Origin of the sequence: Gimesia sp. (assembly GCF_048260065.1) — a bacterium.
GTDB lineage: Bacteria > Planctomycetota > Planctomycetia > Planctomycetales > Planctomycetaceae > Gimesia.
The window spans coordinates 172,753-196,031 of record NZ_JBLXHC010000001.1; the positions used below are offsets into that span (position 1 = coordinate 172,753).

At 51.3% G+C, this 23,279-nt stretch carries 15 protein-coding genes; 5 read left to right on the forward strand and 10 right to left on the reverse strand.

Going from position 1 to position 23,279, the window contains the following annotated elements; translation table 11 throughout:
• The first annotated feature begins 194 nt into the window (after positions 1 to 194).
• A complete protein-coding gene (locus ACN0YN_RS00655; RefSeq protein ID WP_417383040.1) occupies positions 195 to 6,371 on the forward strand; it encodes an alpha-2-macroglobulin family protein in 6,177 nt (2,058 codons plus the stop codon).
• Between the two features lie 105 nt (positions 6,372 to 6,476).
• On the opposite strand, the gene ACN0YN_RS00660 is transcribed toward ACN0YN_RS00655, so the two are convergent.
• The 4 genes from ACN0YN_RS00660 to ACN0YN_RS00675 all read right to left on the reverse strand — a co-directional run bounded on the left by ACN0YN_RS00660 (position 6,477) and on the right by ACN0YN_RS00675 (position 12,766).
• Positions 6,477 to 8,453 carry an ArnT family glycosyltransferase gene (locus ACN0YN_RS00660; protein ID WP_417383041.1) on the reverse strand — a complete coding sequence of 659 codons (1,977 nt, stop codon included), beginning with the start codon at positions 8,451 to 8,453 and terminating at the stop codon, positions 6,477 to 6,479.
• 141 nt (positions 8,454 to 8,594) lie between these two features.
• Positions 8,595 to 8,981, reverse strand: a complete 387-nt coding sequence (locus ACN0YN_RS00665) for a hypothetical protein (RefSeq protein WP_417383042.1) — start codon at positions 8,979 to 8,981, stop codon at positions 8,595 to 8,597.
• Positions 8,982 to 9,106: 125 nt separating this feature from the next.
• Complete coding sequence (mutS, locus tag ACN0YN_RS00670; RefSeq protein WP_417383043.1) at positions 9,107 to 11,707, reverse strand: DNA mismatch repair protein MutS; 2,601 nt, start codon at positions 11,705 to 11,707, stop codon at positions 9,107 to 9,109.
• A 42-nt stretch (positions 11,708 to 11,749) separates the two neighbouring features.
• Complete coding sequence (locus ACN0YN_RS00675; protein WP_417383044.1) at positions 11,750 to 12,766, reverse strand: ribose-phosphate diphosphokinase; 1,017 nt, start codon at positions 12,764 to 12,766, stop codon at positions 11,750 to 11,752.
• 264 nt (positions 12,767 to 13,030) lie between these two features.
• Here ACN0YN_RS00675 and serC point away from each other — a divergent pair, with 264 nt between their 5' ends.
• Together serC and ACN0YN_RS00685 are read left to right on the forward strand one after the other, a co-directional pair.
• A complete protein-coding gene (gene serC / locus ACN0YN_RS00680; protein WP_417383045.1) occupies positions 13,031 to 14,116 on the forward strand; it encodes a 3-phosphoserine/phosphohydroxythreonine transaminase in 1,086 nt (361 codons plus the stop codon).
• Positions 14,113 to 14,871, forward strand: coding sequence for a 5'-methylthioadenosine nucleosidase (locus ACN0YN_RS00685; RefSeq protein ID WP_417383046.1), 759 nt, complete (start codon positions 14,113 to 14,115; stop codon positions 14,869 to 14,871). Before serC ends, ACN0YN_RS00685 begins: the two co-directional genes overlap by 4 nt.
• 210 nt (positions 14,872 to 15,081) lie before the next feature.
• On the opposite strand, the gene ACN0YN_RS00690 is transcribed toward ACN0YN_RS00685, so the two are convergent.
• The 6 genes from ACN0YN_RS00690 to ACN0YN_RS00715 form a co-directional block, all read right to left on the reverse strand.
• Positions 15,082 to 15,984 (reverse strand): DUF1559 domain-containing protein, encoded by a 903-nt coding sequence (locus ACN0YN_RS00690; protein ID WP_417383047.1) that lies wholly within the window; start codon positions 15,982 to 15,984, stop codon positions 15,082 to 15,084.
• Positions 15,985 to 16,054: 70 nt separating this feature from the next.
• A complete protein-coding gene (locus ACN0YN_RS00695; RefSeq protein WP_417383048.1) occupies positions 16,055 to 16,801 on the reverse strand; it encodes a DUF1559 domain-containing protein in 747 nt (248 codons plus the stop codon).
• A gap of 24 nt (positions 16,802 to 16,825) precedes the next feature.
• A complete protein-coding gene (locus tag ACN0YN_RS00700; protein WP_417383049.1) occupies positions 16,826 to 17,599 on the reverse strand; it encodes a DUF1559 domain-containing protein in 774 nt (257 codons plus the stop codon).
• Entirely contained in the window at positions 17,589 to 18,539 is a 951-nt protein-coding gene (locus ACN0YN_RS00705) for a DUF1559 domain-containing protein (RefSeq protein ID WP_417383050.1), read from the reverse strand. Before ACN0YN_RS00705 ends, ACN0YN_RS00700 begins: the two co-directional genes overlap by 11 nt.
• A 48-nt stretch (positions 18,540 to 18,587) precedes the next feature.
• The gene (locus tag ACN0YN_RS00710; protein WP_417383051.1) at positions 18,588 to 19,547 is read right to left on the reverse strand and encodes a DUF1559 domain-containing protein; all 960 of its coding nucleotides are present in this window, start codon (positions 19,545 to 19,547) and stop codon (positions 18,588 to 18,590) included.
• Positions 19,548 to 19,620: 73 nt separating this feature from the next.
• A complete protein-coding gene (locus ACN0YN_RS00715; protein ID WP_417383052.1) occupies positions 19,621 to 20,535 on the reverse strand; it encodes a DUF1559 domain-containing protein in 915 nt (304 codons plus the stop codon).
• Positions 20,536 to 20,741: 206 nt separating this feature from the next.
• On the opposite strand from ACN0YN_RS00715, the gene ACN0YN_RS00720 reads away from it, so the two are divergent.
• Both ACN0YN_RS00720 and ACN0YN_RS00725 read left to right on the forward strand, forming a co-directional pair.
• Positions 20,742 to 21,545: a creatininase family protein gene (locus ACN0YN_RS00720; protein ID WP_417383053.1), complete on the forward strand. Its 804-nt coding sequence runs from the start codon at positions 20,742 to 20,744 to the stop codon at positions 21,543 to 21,545.
• Positions 21,526 to 23,277 (forward strand): CRTAC1 family protein, encoded by a 1,752-nt coding sequence (locus tag ACN0YN_RS00725; protein WP_417383054.1) that lies wholly within the window; start codon positions 21,526 to 21,528, stop codon positions 23,275 to 23,277. The genes ACN0YN_RS00720 and ACN0YN_RS00725 overlap by 20 nt, the downstream gene beginning before the upstream one ends.
• The last annotated feature ends 2 nt before the right edge of the window (positions 23,278 to 23,279 follow it).

Sequence of the window (23,279 nt, forward strand, 5' to 3'; positions counted from 1 at the left end):
GGGGAATCAAATGCTGTTGAGGTCGGATTATGCAGTAATCTGAATGTTTCTCATACCTCGTTCTCGTGTAGTTCGTTTAAAATTATGAGAATTCCGGGAACTGAACGCAAATCTGTCTCGTCAAACAGACGTAACGTATTATGATCCCATCTGATATTCAAAACTGAATCCCATCAATATATACAGGTTTCACCATGTTTTCGCTCAAAACACTTCGCAGCAGCGCCGCCGCATTCTTTTTAATCCTGTTGACGACTTTGGGCGTTTATCTCTTCGCTGATGAGAAAAGCGTCACGGAATCCCGTTCCCTGGCTCAGACGTATCAGAAACAGGGGAATTATCGGGATGCCTGGCAGATCTACCAGAAACTGGCGGTACAACCCGGTATTATTGATTCGGGAGTCGTGCATGACTTACAGAACGGAATAGAGTGCCTGCAACGATTAAACAGAATCAATGAGATGGATGAATTCCGCGATGCTGTTTTAAGTGCACACCAGAATCAGCCGCTGGTACTCTGGAAGCTGGCCGAGAGTTACATTCAGGGTCAGAATTATGGGTACATCATTGACGGCAAGTTTTATCGGGGACATCAGAGAGGGGGAGGACGCTATATCGATACTCAAGAGCAGGACCGATTGACTGCCCTGAAGCTGATGCATCAGGCGATTGAGCAATTAAAGAACAGCAATGATTCAGAGCTGGCATCTAATATCTTTTTCAACGCGGCAGAATACTATATGTCCGGTCGTCAGGGCCAGAATGCCTGGAAACTGCAGATTCTGACAGACCTGAATGCATCTCCGGATTTTGAGAGTGTTGGTTCCGAACCCGGCAGCTTCTTTCGCGGAGGTCCGAGTGGAGGCCCCGAGGGGGCGCCCGTGGACGATGCCGGTAATCCCGTCTATTACCGGGTTCCCGCTTCATTTGAAACGGCGAAAAATGATGGGGAACGCTGGCGGTGGATGCTCGATCAATCCATGAAACAGAAGCCAGCGAGAAAAGCGGAGGTGATTCTGCAGATTGCCGATTTTAATCGCAGTCAGTTTGGTGTCCAGACGCTGCGGAATTTTATGCATTATTTTTACCAGCAGAGTAGTACCGAGGATCCACAGGGGGAAGAACAGGTGAATCCCTACTCGCTGGAGAGCCTCAAGGAAACGGAAACGTTAACTCGACTGGCGACAGGCATTCAGCGGATCAATCTGCCTGACGATCTGAATTATATTCGCCTGTATCAGCGTGTGGTTGAACTGGGGAAAAGCAGTGCGGGCGAAAATGCGTTGAATCAGTTAACCAGTATCTTCGAGAATCGCAGACAGTATCCCCAGGCGGCAAAGTACCTGCAGCAGAATATTCAGGTATACGGCGACCCGGGTCAGAATAAACAGCAGCACTTGAATCAGATTGTGGGGAACTGGGGTCAGTTTGATCCGAATCAGGCGCAGGTCGCCGGGCAGGGAGCCGAGGTTGATTATCGATTTCGTAATGGAACGCGTGTGGAGTTTGAAGCCTATCAGATCCATGTCGAAAAACTGTTGACCGATGTCAAAAACTATCTCAAATCACATCCTCAAAGGCTGGACTGGAATCAGGCCAATATTTCGAATCTTGGGTATCGACTGGTTCACAATCAACAGAAAAAATATCTGGGAGCCCTGGTCTCACGCTGGGGCCTGGACCTGAAACCGTTATCCGGGCATCGCGACCAGCACGTCACGGTAACCACACCGCTGCAGAACGCGGGTGCGTACCTGCTGGTTGCCAAAATGCAGGATGGAAATACCAGCCGCATTGTTGTCTGGCTGGATGATACGGCGATCATTCACAAAAGAATGTCAGACAAGACCTGTTATTACGTCGCTGATGCCCGGAGCGGTAAACCGGTGGCGGGGGCGAATCTGGAATTCTTTGGCTATCGACATACGAATGTCGGTCGAAATCAACAGCAGACGCAGACCATTAACTTCGCAGAAAAAACCGACGAAAACGGCCAGGCATTCCCCACGGAATCCCAGCTGGAAAAAAACTACCAGTGGATCACAATCGCCCGGACAGCCGATGGGCGATTTGCCTTCAGCGGATATGATCGTTTCTGGTATTCACCTCAATCTGACCAGAGATTGCATGCGGTTAAGATTTATGGGATTACGGATCGCCCCGTCTATCGCCCCAAACAGAAAGTCGACTATAAATTCTGGGTACGGAATGTGGGTTATGATCTGACGAAGGCAGAGGACTCTGAATTTGCAAATTATAATGTGAACGTAAAACTGATCGGGAAAAATAACAAAACCGTCTTTGATAAAACACTCAAAACAGATGAATATGGTGGCTGTCAGGGAAGCTGGGAGATTCCAGAAGATGCAGATCTGGGCGTTTATCATCTGAATGTTACGGTTGTCTCACCTCAGCAGCCAGGCGTCCGGCGGAAACCCAGAATCGCTTCCAATATTTCATTTCGAGTAGAAGAATATAAAAAGCCGGAATTCGAAGTACTGGTGGAAGCTCCCGATGAACCTGTTGCTTTAGGTGATGTTGTCACCGCAAAAATCAAGGCGAAATACTATTTCGGCAGCCCGGTGGTGAATGGGCAGGTCAAATACAAAGTCACTCGAACAGCCTACAATCAACGCTGGTATCCTTACGATCCCTGGGACTGGTTATATGGTTCCGGTTACTGGTGGTTCTCCGGAGATTACACCTGGTATCCTGGCTGGGGTAAATGGGGGTGTATCGCGCCCGGACCATGGTGGATTCATCGTCCTTCACCACCGCCGGAAGTGGTGCTCTCCAATACGGTGGAGATTGGCGCTGACGGGGAAGTCGAGATCAAAATTGATACCGCGCTGGCAAAAGCGATTCACGGTGATCAGGATCACAAGTACGAAATCACGGCGGAAGTTGTTGATGAGTCACGGAGAACGATTGTCGGGCAGGGATCGGTGCTCGTTTCGCGTAAGCCATTCAAAGTCTTCAGCTGGATGAACCGAGGTTATTATCAGGTCGGCGATACGATGAATGCTTCTTTTAAAGCCCAGACACTGGATTCCAAACCAGTCACAGGCAAGGGCAAATTGGTCCTGTATCGCATCTCCTACAATGAACAGGGAGAACCCAAAGAGACCGCAGTTCAGGAGTGGGACCTCGATCCTGCGGAAGATGGTACGGCCCGTCAGAAAATCGCAGCGACCCAGGCGGGGCAATATCGCGTTGCTTATACGGTGACCGACAGACAAGGGAATCAGATCGAAGGGGGAAGCCTGTTTTCCATCCGTGGCGCAGGCTTTGATGGCAGGGAATACCGTTTCAATGATCTGGAACTCGTGGTTGAGAAAAAGCATTATCAACCGGGCGAAAAAGTCAAACTGCTCATCAATACGAATCAGCCAGGCAGTACGGTCCTGTTGTTCATTCGGCCTGTGAATGGAGTTTATTCCAAACCGAAAGTACTCAAGCTGGCAGGTAAAAGTACGGTTTATGAACTGGATATCGCGAAGAACGATATGCCCAACTTCTTTGTCGAAGCGGTCACCGTTCATCAGGGAACCGTGCATACGGTTGCCAGAGAAATCGCAGTACCACCTGAAAAACGGGTCGTGAATCTGGAAGTCGAACCTTCCGAGAGCGAATACCTGCCGGGCGAAGAAGCGACAGTCAAACTGAAGGTGACCGACGTGGACGGGAAACCGGTTCCCGGGTCCCTGGTGGTCAGCGTCTATGACAAGAGTGTGGAATATATCAGTGGCGGTTCCAATGTGAGTGATATCAAATCGTTTTTCTGGAAGTGGAAACGGTCTCATCATCCGTCAACATCCGAAAGTCTGAGTCGTTATTTTCACAATCTGTTACGTCCCGAGGAAGTGGGGATGCAGGTGATAGGTGCCTTTGGGAATCTCTCCCTGGAATCAGAGTCGCGGTACCCGAATTATGCGGCAGTCGGGGGAGGCTTCGGTGGAGGTGCTATGAGGAAATCAGGTATGAAAGAGGGGATGGTAATGGAAGGATTGGCAATGCCGATGGCAGCCAGAGCGGTGATGGCGGACGCAGCGGCGCCGGCCGATTCCTCCGCTGTGATCGAGCCTGTCGTGCGCCAGAACTTCGCTGATACTGCCTATTGGAATGCCATGATCACGGCTGATGCCGAAGGCCTGGCGGAAGTCTCGTTCAAAATGCCCGAAAACCTGACCAGCTGGAAAATTCGCAGCTGGGCAATGGGAGAGGGGGCCCGCGTTGGTGATGGAGAACAACTGGTTGTCACACGCAAAAATCTGATTCTGCGTTTGCAGGCCCCTCGCTTCTTTACGGAGACCGACGAGGTCGTATTGAGCGCGAACGTACATAATTACTTGAAGACTGCCAAAGATGTGAAAGTCGTTCTGGAACTGGATGGGGACACTCTGGAACCATTGGATGATGCTACTCAGACAGTCACGATTGACGCCAACGGCGAACAACGGATCGACTGGCGTGTGAAAGCGGTTCGTCCCGGCTTTGCCGTGATTCGCATGAAAGCGTTAACCGATGAAGAGTCTGATGCGATGCAGATGACGTTCCCGGTGAAAGTGCATGGTATTCTGAAAACAGAGTCTTTCACAGGTATGATTCGCCGTGATGCAGATCAGGCCGAGATCAGTTTTCAGGTTCCCGATCAACGCAAAGCGGAACTGAGTCGACTGGAACTCCGCTACTCACCCTCACTGGCGGGAGCGATGGTCGATGCTCTGCCTTACCTGGTCTATTCACCCCATAAAACAACCGACTGCACACTGTATCGTTTTCTGCCGACGGTAATGACACAGAATATTCTCAAACGGATGGGATTAAATCTGAAAGAAATTGAGGAGAAGCGGACTAATCTGAATGCACAGGAGATTGACGACGATCAGAAGCGGGCCGCACAGTGGAAACGCTATGATCAGAATCCGGTCTTCAGCCAGTCGGAGGTAGAGCAAATCGTCAAGCAGGGGGTCGCTGATTTAACCAGTATGCAGCTGGCTGATGGAGGCTGGGGCTGGTTTTCCGGCTGGCAGGAACGTTCTTCCCCCTACTTCACCGCACGAATCGTCCAGGGGCTGGCTCTGGCCAAACAGAACGATGTGGCGCTCGTCCCCGGTACTCTGGAACGGGGGATTGAATGGTTGAAAAACTATCAGGAGAAAGAACTGCAGAAACTGCTGAATGCTCCGTCAAAGAAAAAACCATATAAAACGTCGGCTTCCAATCTGGATGCGTACGTGTTTCTCGTGCTGGTCAACCAGGGGGTTACGAATCAGAAGATGTACGATTTCCTGTATCGGGATCGGACCAAACTCTCGGTTTATGCTCTGGGAATGCTGGGGCTGGCATCGCATGAACTGAAAAATCAGGAACGCCTGACGATGATCGTCAATAATATGGATCAATACCTGGTTCAGGATGCGGAAAATCAGACCGCTTATCTCAATCTACCTGAAAGTAATTACTGGTGGCACTGGTACGGCAGTGAAGTCGAAGCCAACGCGTACTACTTAAAGCTGCTTTCAAAAACTGATCCGCAGAATCCGAAGGCGGCGCAACTCGTCAAGTATCTGTTGAACAATCGCAAGCATGCGACTTACTGGAACTCCGTTTCCGATACTGCGATTGCGATTGAAGCATTAGCAGAATACTGGTCCGCCAGTGGAGAGGATCAGCCTGATCTGACGTTAGATATTTTTCTGGATGGGCAGAAGCAGAAAACGGTTCAGATCAACGCTGAGAATCTGTTCTCCTTCGATAATAAACTGGTGATTGAAGGAGCAGCACTGACATCCGGTGCCCATCGACTGGAAATCCGCAAACAGGGGAATGGGCCGTTGTATTATAACGCGTACGTGACGAATTTCACGAAGGAAGATTTCATCACCGCAACAGGACTGGAGATCAAAGTACAACGAAAGTATTACCGGTTGATTCCGGAAGAAGCTTCCATAAAGACCTCTGGCTCAAAAGGTCAGGCCGTTGATCAGCGGGTTGAAAAATACCGACGTGAGGCCATTGAGCATGAAACAGAACTGACCAGTGGAGACCTGATCGAAGTAGAACTGATATTCGAAAGCAAAAACGATTACGAGTACCTGGTCTTCGAAGATTTCCGGCCGGCGGGGCTGGAAGCGGTCGACCTGCGCAGTGGCTATTCCTGGAACGGCCTGGGGGCCTATCAGGAGTTTCGTGATGACCGTGTGGTCAACTATCTGCGTCAGTTGCCGCGCGGAACGCATAGCCTGAGTTATCGCCTGCGGGCAGAAATTCCAGGTCACTTCAGTGGTCTGCCCACACAAGGGTACGGAATGTATGCACCGGAACTGAAAGCCAATTCTGATGAAATCAAACTGAAAATCAGGGATTAGACTGTGTCCAGTTTTACTGTAGCGTCTCCAGGTCCATTTGGTTCGAGTATATTAGATTGACAGACGCTATCGTTAAATGTGATGCGCTCAAGTCATCAAGTATTGTCAGAGAGGATCCCAGGAACGGCCGTTCCAGCGATTGAGCCGGTTTTGAGCAACGTCGAACAGATACAAGGTGCGGTTCGGGAACATCGACTGCAGTTGAGCGGGAGTATGCTGCTCGGGACGGTAACGGCCTGTCAGGACCGGCGTGTTTAACTGGGGATCATTGATGACATAATCGATGTGCCTGTCAGAGGGATCATGCTTAACCAGTACCAACGCACGTTGTCGCATATAAGGATGGTGTTTCAGCATCATTTGAAACCAGTAATGTTTCAATCGGGAGAATGCGACATTGTTGACCACGATTTCCAGCTTGGAGACGGTCCAGAGCGGAGGAACTGCGATCAGATTTGTCGCAAAGGCGATTAATATCATGGCGGCCCAGAGCCAGCACATCAGAGGTCGCTCGAGTTGATGCCAGATACGAAACAGGGTCTGAGTCACCCGCGCAAAGAGGAGTGCCCATAGAGGTCCGGTTTCGAACACGTAATGCCAGTGCATGATGCCGTCGTACCAGTAGGGAATATGCACCACATGCAGAGAGACGATGGAAGCAAAAATCAGCCACCAGCGACTCCAGCGTCGGCATTCGGTGATCAGGAAGAGCAGTCCGGCCAGCGCGAGCGGTACCAGTCCCAGTGTCCATTGCAGGCTGGCCAGCAGTCGGTTTTTAACGTTCGAGGCAGCTAAAGCAGGCGTCAGATTTTCGGCCCACTTATCATAGTTCTCCAGGACTTTCGGACCGAGCTTCTGTTCTCCCCGCACGACATTATCGAAGCCATACACATGGCGTGGCGTGTAGATGTCTGTGTAAAGCTGGTAAGGCATTTTTAAGCCGTTACCAGTGATGGATTGATTGTAAAAGTACATGACCGTCAGACCGCAGACCAGAGGGATGGCCAGGCCTGTGATGAGGGGCGCGACAGACTTTTCTGGTGTTGCGTCGGGCGAAGAATGTTTCTTTTTTTTCAGGTACCAGCGAATGGTTTCCACACCCAGCCAGATGCCAAAGGGGAGTGCAAAACCCGCTGCAGTCATGGGGCGACAGAGCATTGCGAAGCTCAGTCCCAGACCTGCCAGCAAAGCCTCGCTGAATGAACGCGTTCTTTGCATTCGTAAAAAGAAGTACAGGAAGATCGACAAGCCTACCAGCGTCGGGTGATGTGCCAGCAGCAGGTTACTGAAGATCGCCATGCCAGGTGAGAGGGCTACGATGAGACCGGCCAGCAAGCCGACCCCGTTTCCGGACAGTTCTCTGCCGGACCAGAAAATAAAAAACGAGATGATGGCTCCCGCCAGCCAGTAAGCCAGATACGGTTTTCCGCAGGCCACAAACGGAGCCAGCCAGAAACCGGTACCGGGGAAATAGCGGCTGGCCATTTTGCCTTCATTCAGGACATGAACCTGATCGAAGACTTCAGGTGCCTCAGGGTGACTGGGAAACCAGGTCTGTCCTTTTCGGAATGTTTCCGCCTGAAAGAGATAGCTATATTCATCATGATAAGCGGGGGGTAAGTCGCCGAGTTTGAGATGAAGTTCCTCATTTACGGTGTGAGAGGCAGTCCAGCAGCTGATCGTGAACGAAGTTCCCGCCACCAGCAGGCTGAGTACGACAGCGAACAGATCCGGTTTATTTTCACTTTGTCGCTGGTTGACCCATTCCTGTGACAATCGGGGAATTAAAGTGCGGGAGAGAAATCGAACATGCAGAGCAGGGCGGATCCACCAGCACAAGGGGCTGAGAAGTAACAGCAGGAAGTAGGGAGTGGTATCAACATTCACATAGAGAAAAAAACGTGTAAGTAATGGCAGTTGCTGATTGTCTGCTTGAATCCGTTGCCACTCGAAATAGCCCAGAAAACAGAACAGAACGAGTAGGATCAGGAAATGGATCAGTGGAACCCAGACGGAAAGTTCTGGTTGAGTCTGCTCACTCTCGGGAGTCTGATTGACTGATGCAGGCAGTTTGGGTTCCATGAGTGAGTGGTTTTCAGAAAGCTGGAGATGGTTAATTATATGTATAATTAAAGAGTATAGCTTGAGACTTCGTCAAAAAGAAAGGGCGTGACCAGTTATGGTTCACGCCCTGCATTTGTTTTAGTCAGTTAACCTGTGGGGTTATTTCTTCGCCGTTTTTTTACTGGACGCTTCTGCCAGAATCTTGTCCAGAATTGATTTCTGAGAGGGTTCCAGAACAGTGACAATTTCTGCGTCTTTTTTCTTATTCAATTCTGCGAGCTGCTTTTTCAGACTGTCAATTTCTGATTTGTAGCTGGCCTGAATCTTGTAAATTTTATCCCGTTGTTCATCGGAGAGATTCAGTTTGCCATAATGATTGGGGAGCCGCCCTTTGGACTTTTTCGCAGCAGGCTTGGTCTCTTTGGCTGTGGCCTCTGATTTCGTCGTCTCTTTCTTTTGTGCCGGCAGGGAGTCGACTGAGCAAATGGCTAAGGATACGCCTGTCAGTAAAACAGCAAATACTTTCAGATAGTAATTTGAAATCATCGCATACTCCTGTTCTCTGGTGAAATACAAAGTTGAAGCACTCGTGCACTTCTGTTGTGTATATTGTGAACAGGTGATATCGACAGGATCAACTGCCAGGCAGTGTAAATTTGAAAATATGCAAATTAGTTCAGTTGTTCTCGGATGCGGTATAATTCTTCCAGCGCGGCGAGAGGCGTCATTTCGTCGACGTTTAAGTCTCTTATTTCATCCAGAACAGGATGTGCCGTATTTCCAAACAGGGAGAGTTGCTGATGCGATGATTTTTTGTCGACGCGTGGCGGAATTGTCGTCTGTCCACTCTCATCGAAATGGTCTTTTTCCAGTGTGCTGAGAATCTGATTGGCGCGCTGAATGACCTGATCCGGAATACCCGCGAGCCGAGCCACATGGATTCCGTAACTTTTGTTGGCAGAGCCTTCGACGATTTTGTGCAGAAAGACGATTTCCCCATCCTGCTCGTGGACAGCCACATTCCAGTTGCTGGCCTGTTTGAGCGTCTGAGTTAATTCGGTCAGTTCGTGGTAGTGTGTCGCGAACAGCGTACGCGATTTAATTTTGTCGTGCAGGAATTCCGTCATCGACCATGCCAGGGAAATCCCATCGTAGGTACTCGTGCCACGCCCGATCTCATCGAGAATGACCAGGCTTCGGTCCGATGCGGAATTCAGAATACGGGCCGCTTCGGTCATTTCGACCATGAAGGTACTCTGACCTTTGCTCAGTTCATCGCTGGCTCCCACGCGGGCGAAGATACGATCGGCGATACCAATTCGTGCTTCACTGGCTGGAATGAAGGAGCCGATCTGGGCCATCAGCGTCAGCAGAGCCGCCTGACGGATATACGTACTCTTACCCGCCATGTTGGGACCGGTGATGATCTGCACGCGACCATAGGGTTCTCCCAGCAGCACATCGTTGGGAACGAATTCCCCGGAGGGTTGCAGGCGGTCGAGCACGGGGTGTCGGCTTTCCCTGATATCGAGAACCGGATCTTCTGTCATTTCGGGGCGCGTGTAACCGGCGTGCATTGCCAGGTGCGCCAGGCCAAACAGGACGTCAATCTGCGCCAGGATTTCCGCTGTTTTCTGAGTTCGCGGTGCTTCTTTGGCAACCCGTTCGCGCAATTCGTCGAACATCGACTGTTCAAGTTCAATCGCCCGGTCTTCCGCTTTGAGCACTTTTTCTTCGTACTCTTTCAGTTCGGGAGTGATATACCGTTCCTGGTTTTTCAGCGTCTGTTTGCGGATATAGTGATCGGGAACCTTTGCGGCATGGGCGGCAGAGACTTCGAGGTAATAGCCGAAGACTTTGTTGTAGCCGACCTTGAGATTGGGGATGCCGATGCGTTCGGATTCTTCATTGCGATAGCCGGCGATCCATTCTTTGCCCCCTTTGGAGAGTGAGCGGAGTTCGTCCAGTTCATCGCTGAAGCCCGGTCGAATGACGCCCCCTTCGTTCAACGTTAACGGGGGATCTTCGATGATCATGGTCTCAATGTCGGAGCGAACTTCGGCACACAGATCGATGTCTGCTTCCAGCGACTGCAGCAGTGTCGCTTTGCGGCCTGTCAGTTTTGCTTTCAGTTTGGGGAGCAATGCCAGTGTCTGTGCCAGAAAGCTCAGGTCGCGTGCGCTGGCACGCCCGGTTGCGATGCGTGCGGTGAGTCGCTGCAGGTCGTAGGTTTTCGCAAGTTGCTCGCGCACTTCAGTGCAGAGCACCGGGTTTTGCGAGAGTTCTTCGACGGCATCGTGACGGCTTTCAATCTGCTTGAGACTGGTTAATGGATTGGCGATCCAGTCGGTCAGTAACCGCGCTCCCATTGAGGTGACGGTTTCGTCCAGAACCGAAATCAGACTGCCTTCCCGCTTGCCTTCCCGAATGGTTCGCGTCAGTTCCAGACTGCGGCGGGTGGCTTCATCGATCAGCAGGCGATCGCCACGCTCGTAAGGCTCGATCTGATTGATGTGTGGGATCGCGCTTTTCTGCGTGTCCTGGACGTATTCAAGCAGGGCACCGGCGGCTGTGATGGAAGGAGTGCCTGCTTCCAGGTTGAAGCCTTCCAGCGTTTTGGTACCAAAGTGTTCCAGCAGACGTTTTTCGCATTCCCCTTCTGCAAACGACCAGGGCGGCCGCTCGGTCAGCATGGTGTCCAGATGACCGACGGCATTCTGCAATGCCGTATTCCCTTCGGCGAATATACACTCCGCCGGATGAATGCGGGCCAGTTCGTCAACCAGATGCTCGGCAGTCGTGTTGGATGTCAGGAAGCGACCGGTCGAAAGTTCCAGCCAGGCGAGGCCGATATTCGATTTGCCAAAATAGATGCTGGCCAGGAAGTTGTTCTCATGCGGATCAAGCAGGGCATCGTCTGTCAGGGTTCCGGGGGTGACGACCCGGGTGACTTCCCGTTTGACCATTCCCTTAGCTTTCTTCGGATCTTCCACCTGATCGCAGATGGAGGCCCGGTAGCCGGCATGAATCAGCTTATACAGATAGTTGTCCAGAGAATGATGCGGGAACCCGGCCATCGGGATCGGGTTGCTGGAGGTTTTGTCCCGACTGGTGAGTGTAATTCCCAGAATACGGGCCGCGATCTCGGCGTCTTCATGGAAGAGTTCGTAGAAATCACCCATACGAAACAACAGGAGCGTACCTGGATTCTGGCGTTTGACTTCCAGATACCGCTCCATCATCGGGGTCAGCTTCTTGCCTGATTTCGTCATGCGTCCTGATTTTCTCTGACTGTTAGCGATAAAAAGAGAGTGTTATTTCTTCGTTCGTTTTTCCGGAAACAGCGTACTCACACTCGTCCGGTCGTGAATGGATCGAATGGCGGCGGCAAAGGAGTGCGCGACCGAAAGTACTTCGATGTTATCCGGCAGCGGATCAATCTGAGTTTCCAGGGTATTGGTCATAAACATCTTTTTCAAAGGACTCGCGCCGATCCGCTCGGCTGCTCCTTTAGACAGAACGCCGTGTGTCACCGCGGCATAGATGTCTTTGGCCCCTTTCTTCTTCAGAACTTCAGCCATACTGACCAGGGTGCGGCCGGTGATGGTGAAGTCATCCACCAGGATCACATTTTTCCCTTCGACTTCACCGATGACTTCCAGAACTTCAACGGTCTCGGAATGGTCTTTGCGAAGTTTGTTACCAATCACAACGGGTGTTCCCAGGAGCTTCGCGAAGTCAGAGGCTTCTTTGGCAAAGCCGACGTCCGGACTACAGACCACCAGATCTTTGATATTCATCTTGCGAATATGATCGCTGATGACATGGCGTCCATACAGGTGATCGACGGGAACACTGAAGAAGCCCTGAATCTGCGGGCTGTGCAGGTCCATCGTCAGTACGCGGTCGGCGCCGGCGACTTCAATCGCGTCGGCACAGACGCGGGCCCGGATCGAAACCCGTGGCTCGTCTTTTTTGTCCCCCTTGGCATAACTGAAAAAGGGGATGACCGCGGTAATCTGCTGCGCGCTGGCCCGTTTCAGGGCATCAATCCAGAACAGAAGTTCAACAAAGTTATCGTTCACAGGGTAGTGGACGCCTTGAATGATATAGACATCGCGCCCCCGCACATTTTCCAGAATCCGGACGAAGATATTCCCTTCACTGAACTGGTGGGCTTCACAGGGTGTCAATCGAATACCAAGCTCATCGGCAATGGCTTGTGCCAGGATGGGATTTCCCGAGCCGGCCATGATGGTCAGGTCGCCTTGGGGAGGTTGAAAAGACTGGACGCGGGGTCCTCTGGAAAGTGGATTGGGAGAGCTGGACATTAAATAACAGATCAATCAAACAGGGCAATGATTCGCCGGAAAACGTGACTATTCTTGGGAATTCTGGATAATTTAGCTCTGCTCCATTTATGAAGAAAAGCAGACTCCATAATATCGATGCTGAATGGCAAAACAAGCGAACGCTTGCCAATATCCTCAAGGATGGTTCCAAGAGGTACGGTATCGTCCGTAATATTGACACAAAACTGGTGACTCAGGACTGAACCCATCAATCAGTCCGCAACTGATGTTGAGATATCTAAAATGACAGAAAGAATTTACAACTTTTCTGCGGGACCGGCGGCTCTTCCCTTACCAGTACTGGAACAGGCTCAGAAGGACCTCATTTCTCTGGGCGATACCGGAATTGGCGTTCTGGAACACTCGCATCGCAGTAAAGCATTCATCTCCGTTTATGATGAAGCGGAAGCGCTGGTCCGGGAGCTGGCTTCCGTTCCCGAGAACTACAAGGTGCTGTTTCTGCAGGGCGGGGCATCGAGCCAGTTTTTTATGATTCCGATGAACCTGCTGAAGAAGGATCAGACCGCCGATTATCTGGTCACCGGTTCCTGGTCGAAAAAAGCGGTCAAAGAAGCCAAGAGCTTCGGTAATGTGAATGTCGCCTGCAGCAGTGAAGACAAGAACTTCTCTTACATTCCTGAGGAAGTTTCTCTCAGCGAAAATCCTGCTTACGTACATTTCACTTCCAATAATACGATCTACGGAACTGAGTTCGCGACCGAACCGACCGTGCCAGCAGGCGTGCCCCTGATCTGTGATGCGAGCAGTGATATCTTCTCGCGTCCCATTGATATCTCTAAATACGGAGTCGTCTACGCAGGTGCTCAGAAAAACCTGGGTCCCAGTGGCGTGACGCTGGTCATCATTCGCGATGATCTGATCGAACAGGGACCGACTGACATCCCGACAATGCTGCAGTACCGGACCCACTCCGAAGCGGGTTCCATGTACAATACGCCGCCCACATTCGGGATTTACGTGTTGGGACAGGTTCTGAAATGGTTGAAAGCAGAGGGCGGATTAGCTGCGATTCAGGAGCAGAATCAGGCCAAGGCTGGTAAACTGTATGATTACCTGGAGCAGAGCAAGCTGTTCAAAGCGACCGCTGCGAAACAGGATCGTTCGCTGATGAATGTCACTTTCGTGACCGGCGATGCAGACCTGGATGCCCAGTTCATTTCCAAGGCAACCGCAGCCGGGCTGGATGGTCTGAAAGGCCATCGTAGTGTCGGCGGAATGCGTGCCAGTATCTACAATGCTTTCCCCGCAGAAGGTGTGGATAAGTTAATTGAAATGATGACTCAGTTCGAACAGGAACACGCCTCTTGAATCCACCCGAAGTCGATAAAGCGCATGCGGATATAGGGCTGGTTTGTGCTCTGCCGATGGAGATCCAGCCTTTTCTGGATCGCTGTGAGCACGTCAAAAAATATACCGGCGGTTCGTATGTGTTTCGGGGTGGTTTTCTGGATCGAATCAAAGTCGCGGTCGTACAGACGGGAGTGGGCTTTGCCCGCGCCCGGGCTGCGACCCAGGCGCTGATCGACGCGCATTCGCCCCCTTGGGTATTGTCGGTGGGGTTTTCTGGTGCCTTGAAACCGGAAATGAAAACGGGCGACATCGTGGTCGCGACTTCGGTGAGTGACCTGCACGGACAGGAACTGCAGAACGATGTCCATTTCCCGGAAGATCCGGAGCACGGGCTGTATGTCGGGCGGATTCTGAATACGGACGAAATAGTTCGTACCGTCGACGAAAAATTAAAACTGGCAGCACAATTTGACGCATTGGCCGTTGATCTGGAAAGTCTGGCGGTGGCGCAGGTCTGTCAGGCAGCGAAAAAAGGCTTCATGGCGATTCGCGCGATCAGCGATGACTGTTCAACCGACCTGCCTCCCGAAATCATGTCGATCCTGGGAGAAACGGGGGCCGTCCGAGCAGGAGCAGCGTTAGGAGCTGTCTTCAAACGACCGGAGAGCATCAAGGAAATGTGGAAGATGCGCGGCGATGCTTCGCGGGCGGCAACGCGTCTGGCCAGTTTCCTGGATGGTGTCGTCGTTCAACTCTACGAAGCCCGACATTAAGGTGCGGTTTCATCTCTACGAGATGAAGAACCGGGGCTAACGCCCTTCGGCTAATAGCGAATGACTTGCTCTCGCTAGAGGGGAGCAGGGAACGCCGACTGACAAAGTTCTTAAAAAAAATCAGCCGCACGGCGTTAGCCGCGGTTAATACCAATCCTGGTGAGCGTCACTTTCCTGCGAATTACCCTCAAAACAATTAAAAAATGATGCCTAATACTCTCCAATCTCTTCACCGCCCGCTGGTGTGCTGAGGGCTTTCAATATCGCAGGATCAATGTCTTGCGGGATAAATCGTACTACCCCATCTGCGAGTAAGACATGAGTTCCTCCGGTGGAAGGAGATTTTCTGTTGGGGCCGATCACTTTTTCGGGTACGTTCAGCGAAGTCGGATCGCCCCAGGTTTTGAACTGTTCGCCGATTTCTACCGCCAGAATGGTATTTGACATCCCATCGCAAATCTCATTGAAGGGCATGCCGGTGTTCTGTTTCAGGACCAGTTCATTTCCGATGTAATGCGATAAAGCATAGTCATCCGACGTGCGTCTGGCTTTCGTTCTGGGATTGAGATATTCCGGGACTTCCTGTTGAAACGGTTTCTGGTTGGCGCGGACATTCCACGGCTTGCTGAAATCGATCTGTTTGTAAAGAGCCTGCTGATCCAGATAGGGGAGGATCAATGCCTGCCAGCTATGCAGGGGTTCTCCATTCGCTGTGGTAATCGCTCCCGGCGGAAATGTTTCAGAAGAATGAGAATTGTTATAACTGTAATTATGGAGCGCCAGACCGATCTGTTTCATATTGTTTTTAGTGACAGATCGTCGAGAACCTCTTTTCGGCTGGAAGGCGGGCAAGGAAAATCCAATGACAAGAATGAGGCACAGTACGAGTAGCAGTACCGGGACTCTACTGTGGTGGTCTTCAGGGGCCGATTTCGTTTCATCGATTTCAAAGAACAGGCCGGGCAGCATGGAAGCGGGAAAGAAATCTCGGGCTGCTTCCTGTCTGATCAGGTCTGATTCGGTGATCTCGCCCGCAGCCACGAACTCTTCCAACTGTTCTCTGGAGAAGGGACCGGTGATTTGATCATCTCTTTTGATGTACCAACCTGACATGTCTCTGCCTCCCAACCTCTACTGTTAACTTGAGGAATCAGGGCCTGATATTATTGTACCAGAGCGGGACTTAATAGTCTCCCACTTTTTCGCCGCCATCAGGTGTGCTTAATGATTTCAGGACTGCAGGATCAGTGAGTTCTGAAAGAAAGCGCACACTTCCATCTCCGAACAGGACGTGTTTCCCTCCCACGTACGGATTTGTTTTGCCGGTCGCAAACATCTGTGACGGGTTAGTCAGGTTGGCAGGATCACCCCAGGGCTTGAAGTCCTCTCCAGTTTCGACAGCAAAAATGGTGTTCGACACCCCGTCCCTGATTTCACTGATGCGTGTTCCCTGGTTCGGTTTTAAAACCAGTTGATTCCCCTGGTAGCTGCTCAGTGCATAGCCAGCGGGAGAGACTGTGTCCTGAATTTTGGGATTATGATAGGCATTGATTAATTGCTGAAACGGTTTCTGATTGGCGGGATCATTCCAGGCTTTGTTAAAATCGATCTGCCGATAAAGTGGTTCCTCGCCGATATACGGCAGAATGGCAGTCAGCCAGCTGTGACCGGGTTGACCTGCTGCTCTTTCAATCGAACCGGCGGGGAGCAGATCATGACGGTCATCATAAAGGTGGATTGCCAGTCCGATCTGTTTCAGATTGTTTTTTGATGTACTCCGCCTTGCCGCATCTCTCGACTGCTCAACCGGAGGGAGGACAGCAGGGACTATGATGAGTCCCAGCAGGAGGATCCCCCCTGTGAGAGCCGTGTAATACAGGAATGAGCTCTGTTCGGTAGGGGGGGCCTGGTTGAGTTCTTGATCGTCCATGTTGTCTCCCTGTCAAAAGCGAAATTAGAATTCGCATTTTGCTTCTCCCCCATCGGGGGTGCTGAGGTCTTTCAGGATTTGCGGGTCGATTTTATTTGATACGAATTGAACGTGACCGTCACTGAAGAGGATGAGGTTGCCGCCGGGAAACAGGGTTTTCTTATCGGGACCAATGACATCGGCGGGCCTGGCAACGTTTGCGGGATCTCCCCAGGCTTTGAAGTGATCGCCTCGATCAACCGCCGAAATCGTGTGTGAGGCTCCATCGGTGATCTGACTGAGCGGTATCCCCTGATTTTTTGTCAGCAGTAGTTCGTTTCCTACATAATGAGATAAAGCATATTCCTCAGGCGATTTCAGTTCATCACTCCAGGGAACGACATAACACCGAACGATTCGTTGAAAGTGCTGTTGATTTGCCGGATCGTTCCAGGGTTTCTCTAAATCGATCTGCTGATACAGTTGATCCTGATCGACAAAGGGGAGGATCCGGGTCTGCCAGCTATGCAGAGGCGTTCCTGTTTTGGTGAACGTCGCACCCGCAGGGAACGTCTGGTGCTCTTTCTGATAGTTCCACAATGCCAATCCCAGCTGTTTCATGTTGCTTTTTGAAACTGATTGACGGGCGAGATTGCGTTTCTGGATTTTCATCTTTTCGACGACAGGGCTGAATAGAAATGCCAGAAGAGCGACGGCAAACAGGCAACCCACCAGAATAATGAGGAATGTACTGGCAGAAGGTGTGAAGTTGTCGGGGGCCGTTGGTTGGACCAGGGACTGTTCGGTATTAGTAATCATAGATTCGTTCGCCTCCATCAGGGGTACTCAAAGCTTTTAATATCGCGGGATCAATATTCTCTGACACAAAACGGATGCTGCCATCTCCCATCAGGACCTGGTTCCCTCCTGTGGTAGAAGGCCGGTTGGGAGGACCGATGCGGTCCGCAGGGTCAGCGAAATTAGTGGGATCTCCCCAGGGCTTGAAGTTTTCTCCCACTTCAAAGGCCATGATCGTATAGGCCAAACCATCTTCGACCTGGCGAAATCTGTCGCCATGATTGGGGCTCATCAACAATTCATTTCCCACGTAATGGGAGAGTGGCAATCCTTCCGGGGAGACCTTTTCCTCAATATTCGGGTTCAGGTAGAAGGGCATCTCTTTTGTAAAGATGCCCTGGTTGGCAGGACTGTTCCAGGCATAGTCGAAGTCAATCTTATTGTAGAGGGGAGCCTCACCCATGAAAGGGAGAATAAAGGTTTCCCAGCTTTGCGAAGGCGCGCCGTCAATCGTTAAGGTTCCACCCGGCGGTAAAATTCCATGTGTTTCATGGTAGTTGTGCAACGCCAGCCCAATCTGCTTGAGATTATTTTTTGAGTGCGATCGACGGGCTGCTTCCCGCGCCTGTTGCACTGCCGGCAGAAGTAATGCGAGCAGGATTCCCACGACAAAGATTCCCCCCACGCCGACCACGGCCAGTATGATAATCAGGGACGTCTTGCTGTTTTTGGGAGGGGATGGGGGATCAGTTTGCGATCCTGTTTCAAACTCATCCCAGGCGGAGGACACCGCTCCGGTGAAGAGATCGCTCACTTCTGCAGCGGGGTGAAATTCACCTTCCTCACCCTCTCTGACGAGATCTGCTTTTTGAACTTTGCCTTCGGCAGCGAGTTGATTCAGTCTTTCCCGAGTGAGGGGACCTGCAACCTGACTTCCGCGTTTTACGTACCAGTTCGCCATAAACGTCTGCTTTCAATATTATGAATGCTGTCAAAGTTGGTCACGAAGTCAAAACTCACCAAGTCGTTCTCCACCGCCGGGAGTTTCCAGTTTTTTCAAGATTGAAGGATCGATGTTTTCCGAAACGAAGCGGACGCTGCCGTCTCCCAGTAATACATGACTGCCTCCGCTGAACGCCGGTTTGTTGCCGGGGCCCATTCGATCTGCCGGAAGTGCGATATTCGTAGGATCTCCCCAGGGTTTAAAATTCTCGCCGACTTCGAATGCCAGAATCGTATTGGAACTACCATCGGTGATATCACGGATTCCGATTCCTGAATTGATTTTCATGACCAGTTCGTTGCCTACGTAATGAGACAGCCCCAGGCCTTCCGGCGAGACGCGTTCTTCGATATTGGGGTTCAGATAAATCGGGATTTCCTGTTTGAACAAATCGATATTATCCGGGGCGGTCCAGGGTTGATCAAAATCTACCCGACTATAAAGGGGGGCCTGTTCGACGTAGGGTAACAGCGCCGTGGACCAGCTCTGGTAAGGCACACCGTCTGTGGTCTGGGTTCCACCGGGAGGGAAAGAACTATAGACGTCGTGGTAATTGTGTAAAGCCAGCCCGATCTGCCTGAGATTATTTTTTGAAGCAGATCGACGAGCCGCTTCCCGGGCCTGCTCTACTGCAGGCAGCAAAAGCGCGAGCATAACCATCACCATAAATATGCCGCCGACACCGATGACCGCCAGGATGATGATCAAAGTGGTATGACTCTTTTTCGGCGCAGCTTGACTGGACTGTGGTTGTGTTTCCGGACCTGCTTCAAATTCATCCCAGGCGGAGGTTTCAGAGCCGGTGAAGAGATCATTCACATCAGCCGCAGGATGAAATTCTCCCTCTTCACCCTCTCTGACGAGGTCCGTTTTTTGAACTTTGCCTTCCGCAGCCAGCTGATTCAGGCGGTCTCGTGTCAGAGGGCCGGCGATTTGACTTCCACGTTTCACATACCAGTTAGCCATAGCAGCTATCCTTGATGGTGGGGGTGATTTTTTTTCTTCAGTTAATCACAGCAGAAAATGAGAAAACAAAAATTCAGAATTTGTCCATTCGCTCGCGTCCCGCGGGTGTACTCAATGCTTTGAGTAATTCCGGGTTAATCTGATCTGTCACAAAGCGAACCGATCCATCTGCAAACAAGAGATGGTTTCCGCCGGTAAAGGACGATTTCTTTCCGGGGCCGATTATCTCAGCAGGCTCTGCCGTGTTTGTGGGATCGCCCCAGGGTTTAAAGTTTTCCGCCACTTCCACTGCCAGGATGGTATTTGCGGTGCCATCTTTAAAATAAGGGTAGCGCATGACACCGTTGGTTTTGAGTACCTGTTTATTGCCTGCATAATGAGTCAGGGCTAATCCTTCTTCGGAAACGTTCTGTCTGATTGCCGGATTTAAATACAGATCAATGACAGTTTTGAACAAGGGATAGTTTTGCGGATGAGTCCATGGTTGTTCAAAAATAACTTCATTGTAAAGCGGGGCCTGATCGATATACGGCAAAATCGATGTTTGCCAGCTGAGATAAGGCTTGCCATCGTGAGTCTGGGTTCCACCGGGAGGAAAGGTACTATAGGTGTCATGATAATTACTCATTGCCAGGCCGATTTGTTTTAAATTCTTCTGTGACAAAAGTCGATTTTCCGCTTCGACTTTCTGTAACAGGAGAATTGCGCCTAGTCCCAGGATGATTGTCAGGACGGCAATCACAAGTCCTGAAATGAGAACTGTATAACTTTTACGGGGAGGCGGTTCCGTTTCTTGAGCCGCGTGTTGACTGGTACCACTACCGGGAAACAGCTCCAGAACGTGCGCTGCCGTAATGAAATTGCCGTCTTCGCCTCTGCGAACCAGATCCGATTTCTGGAGTTTTCCTTCCTGGATCAGTTCGCGCATTCGGGCCAGCGTCAGGGGACCAGCGGTTTCATTCTCTCGTCTGATGTACCAGTTCTCCATGATTCTTCCTTTAAGCGATCCTGCCAGATAGTGACATATTCAGAATACCGCTTCTGTTCATTAGAATACAGGGAAACATCAGGCAAGAATGTATATATTTATAATATCTGGAGGTGAGAGAATAGGAGCTTGCACACAGATTCTGGTAGGATGATTGTGGTCTGAAAATGATCGATTCAAATCTCAACAGGTGAGGAGAAAACCGCGTGTCTGCTGAATCTGCAATCCGTCCCTGGATTCTGTCCGAGATCAATTATGCTTATGTGAAAGAGAATCCTTACCAGGTCGCCGTATTGCCGATGGGGGCGACCGAGCCCCATAATCTGCATTTGCCTTACGGGACAGACACCTACGAAGCCGACGCCATCAGCGCGCGGGTCTGTGAGGCTGCCCACCAGCGAGGGGCGAAAGTTGTGATGCTGCCGCCGATCCCTTACGGTACGGAAACCAATCAGTCTGCCTTTCCGCTGTCGATGAATGTGAATCCCTCGACACTGGGGCAGATGATTATGGATCTCGTCGATTCCCTGGCGAATCATGGGGTTAATAAACTGCTGATACTCAACAGTCATGGCGGGAATGACTTTAAACCACTGCTGCGCGAACTGCACGGTTCTACGACGGTGCAGATTTTCCTGGCCGACTGGTTTCGAGGCACATCGGCAGATGTGAAAGCGGAGATTTTTGAAAATCCGGATGACCATGCAGGCGAAATGGAGACGTCTCTGGCACTGGCCTACTTTCCCCATCTGGTTAACCGCGATCCCGCATCCGGCGCGTTACACGCTGACGAGGGGGCGACGAATGCCACTCGTTTCTCTGCAGTCAATGAGGGCTGGGTCAGCATTACCCGCCCCTGGCATCTGCTCACGACGAATTCGGGTTCCGGAAATCCGCACAAGGCGACTGCAGAGAAGGGGGAGCGGCTGATGCAGATCCTGGTTGACCGCCTGTCTCAATTTGTCGTCGAACTCTCTGAGGCCAATCTGGATGACCAGTTTCCTTTTTAATCGAAGTGTCAGATCGGTCTGCCTGGCTGCTTTATGCGGTCTGCTGCTTTTCTCGCAGAATTGCTCCCTCTGCGCAGAAGAGAAACCATCGGCAATCTCCTTTCAGGATGTGACCAATGCGGCGCAGATAAACTTTCAGCATCGTTCTCCCGTGACGGTCAAACGACACCTGCATCTGATGATGGGGTCCGGCGTGGGCTGGGTTGATTTTGATCGCGATGGTTTCCCTGATCTGTTTTGTGCACAGGGGGAAGAGTGGAGTAACGTTAAACGGAAACAGGGGCAGCCTGTCGACGTGGCGCTCTCCAATCGTCTTTACTGGAATCGCAGAAACGGTCAGTTTCAGGATGTGACCGCTGTCTCGGGATTGACGGTGATGAACTACTCGATGGGAATCGCGGTGGGCGATTATAATCATGACGGCTTCGATGATTTGTATGTGAGCGCCTTCGGACGCAACCTGTTGTACTGTAATCAGGGGGACGGAACCTTTTCACAGGTTTCTTCTTTAGCGCACGTCGATGATCCGGGGTACGGGGCCAGTTGTACCTGGGCCGACATCAATGGGGATGGACTGCTGGATCTGTATGTGGTGAATTACCTGGAGATCGATCGGGAACACTATCCGATCTGCAGTCGCCGGGTCGACGGGGCGCGCGTTTATTTCATCTGTCATCCGCGCTACGTTCCGGGCCAGTATGATGTGGTCTATCTCAATCTGGGAAATGGTGCGTTTCTGGATGTGTCCCAGAAAGCGGGCCTGCATAGTGAGCCGGCGCGACAGGGGCTGGGAGTCTTCGCAGCCGACTATGATCAGGATGGCGACATCGATCTGTACATCGCCAACGATTCGGTCGCGAATCAGCTCTGGATCAATAATGGCCAGGGTGTATTTACCGATCAGGCGCTGGTTGCCGGTCTGGCATTCAACCGAAGCGGTGACCGGGAAGCAGGGATGGGACTGGCGGGAGCCGACTATAATGGCGACGGTGAAGTGGATCTGTTTGTCACTAATTATTTTGGTGAAACCAATACGCTATATCGGAATGAAGGGGGATTGTTTTTTCTGGATGTGACCGATGAGACGGGGCTGGCTGCGCCCAGTCATGCGCGTCTGGGGTTTGGTACTTCGTTTCTCGATGTGAATAATGATGGCTGGGAAGATCTGTTTGTCACGAACGGGCACGTGCACGACCGGTTATCTCAGTTGGGGAAAAGCGAACCTTACGAGCAGGAGCCGCAGTTGTTTCTCAATCAGGCTGGTACGCGGTTTCAGGATGTTTCCGAAAAGTCCGGAGAATTCTTCAAAACGAAACAGGTGGGCCGAGGTTGTGCCGTGGCTGATTTTAACCAGGATGGACTGGTTGATCTTGCCGTCTCCCATTTGAATGAGCGACTGGTCCTGCTGGAAAACCGCTCAGAACAGATTCACAAAAGCATGGCGCTGCAGTTAGTGGGTACCACTTCCAATCGGAGTGCGATCGGGGCGGTCGTGGAAGTGGTGAGTGATTCACGAAAACTAACCCGGCTAAGAAAAGGGAGCAGCAGTTATCTTTCCGCGGATGAAGCCTGGATTACCTGTGGGCTGGGTGACTGCCGTTCAGAAATCTCCGTCAAAGTCAGATGGCCGGGTGGGAAAACCGAAAACTGGACTGGATTACAGCCGGGGGGCCGTTATACATTGATAGAGGGAACCAGCGTTTTACCAGACCAGTCTCAAACCCAACCCTGACT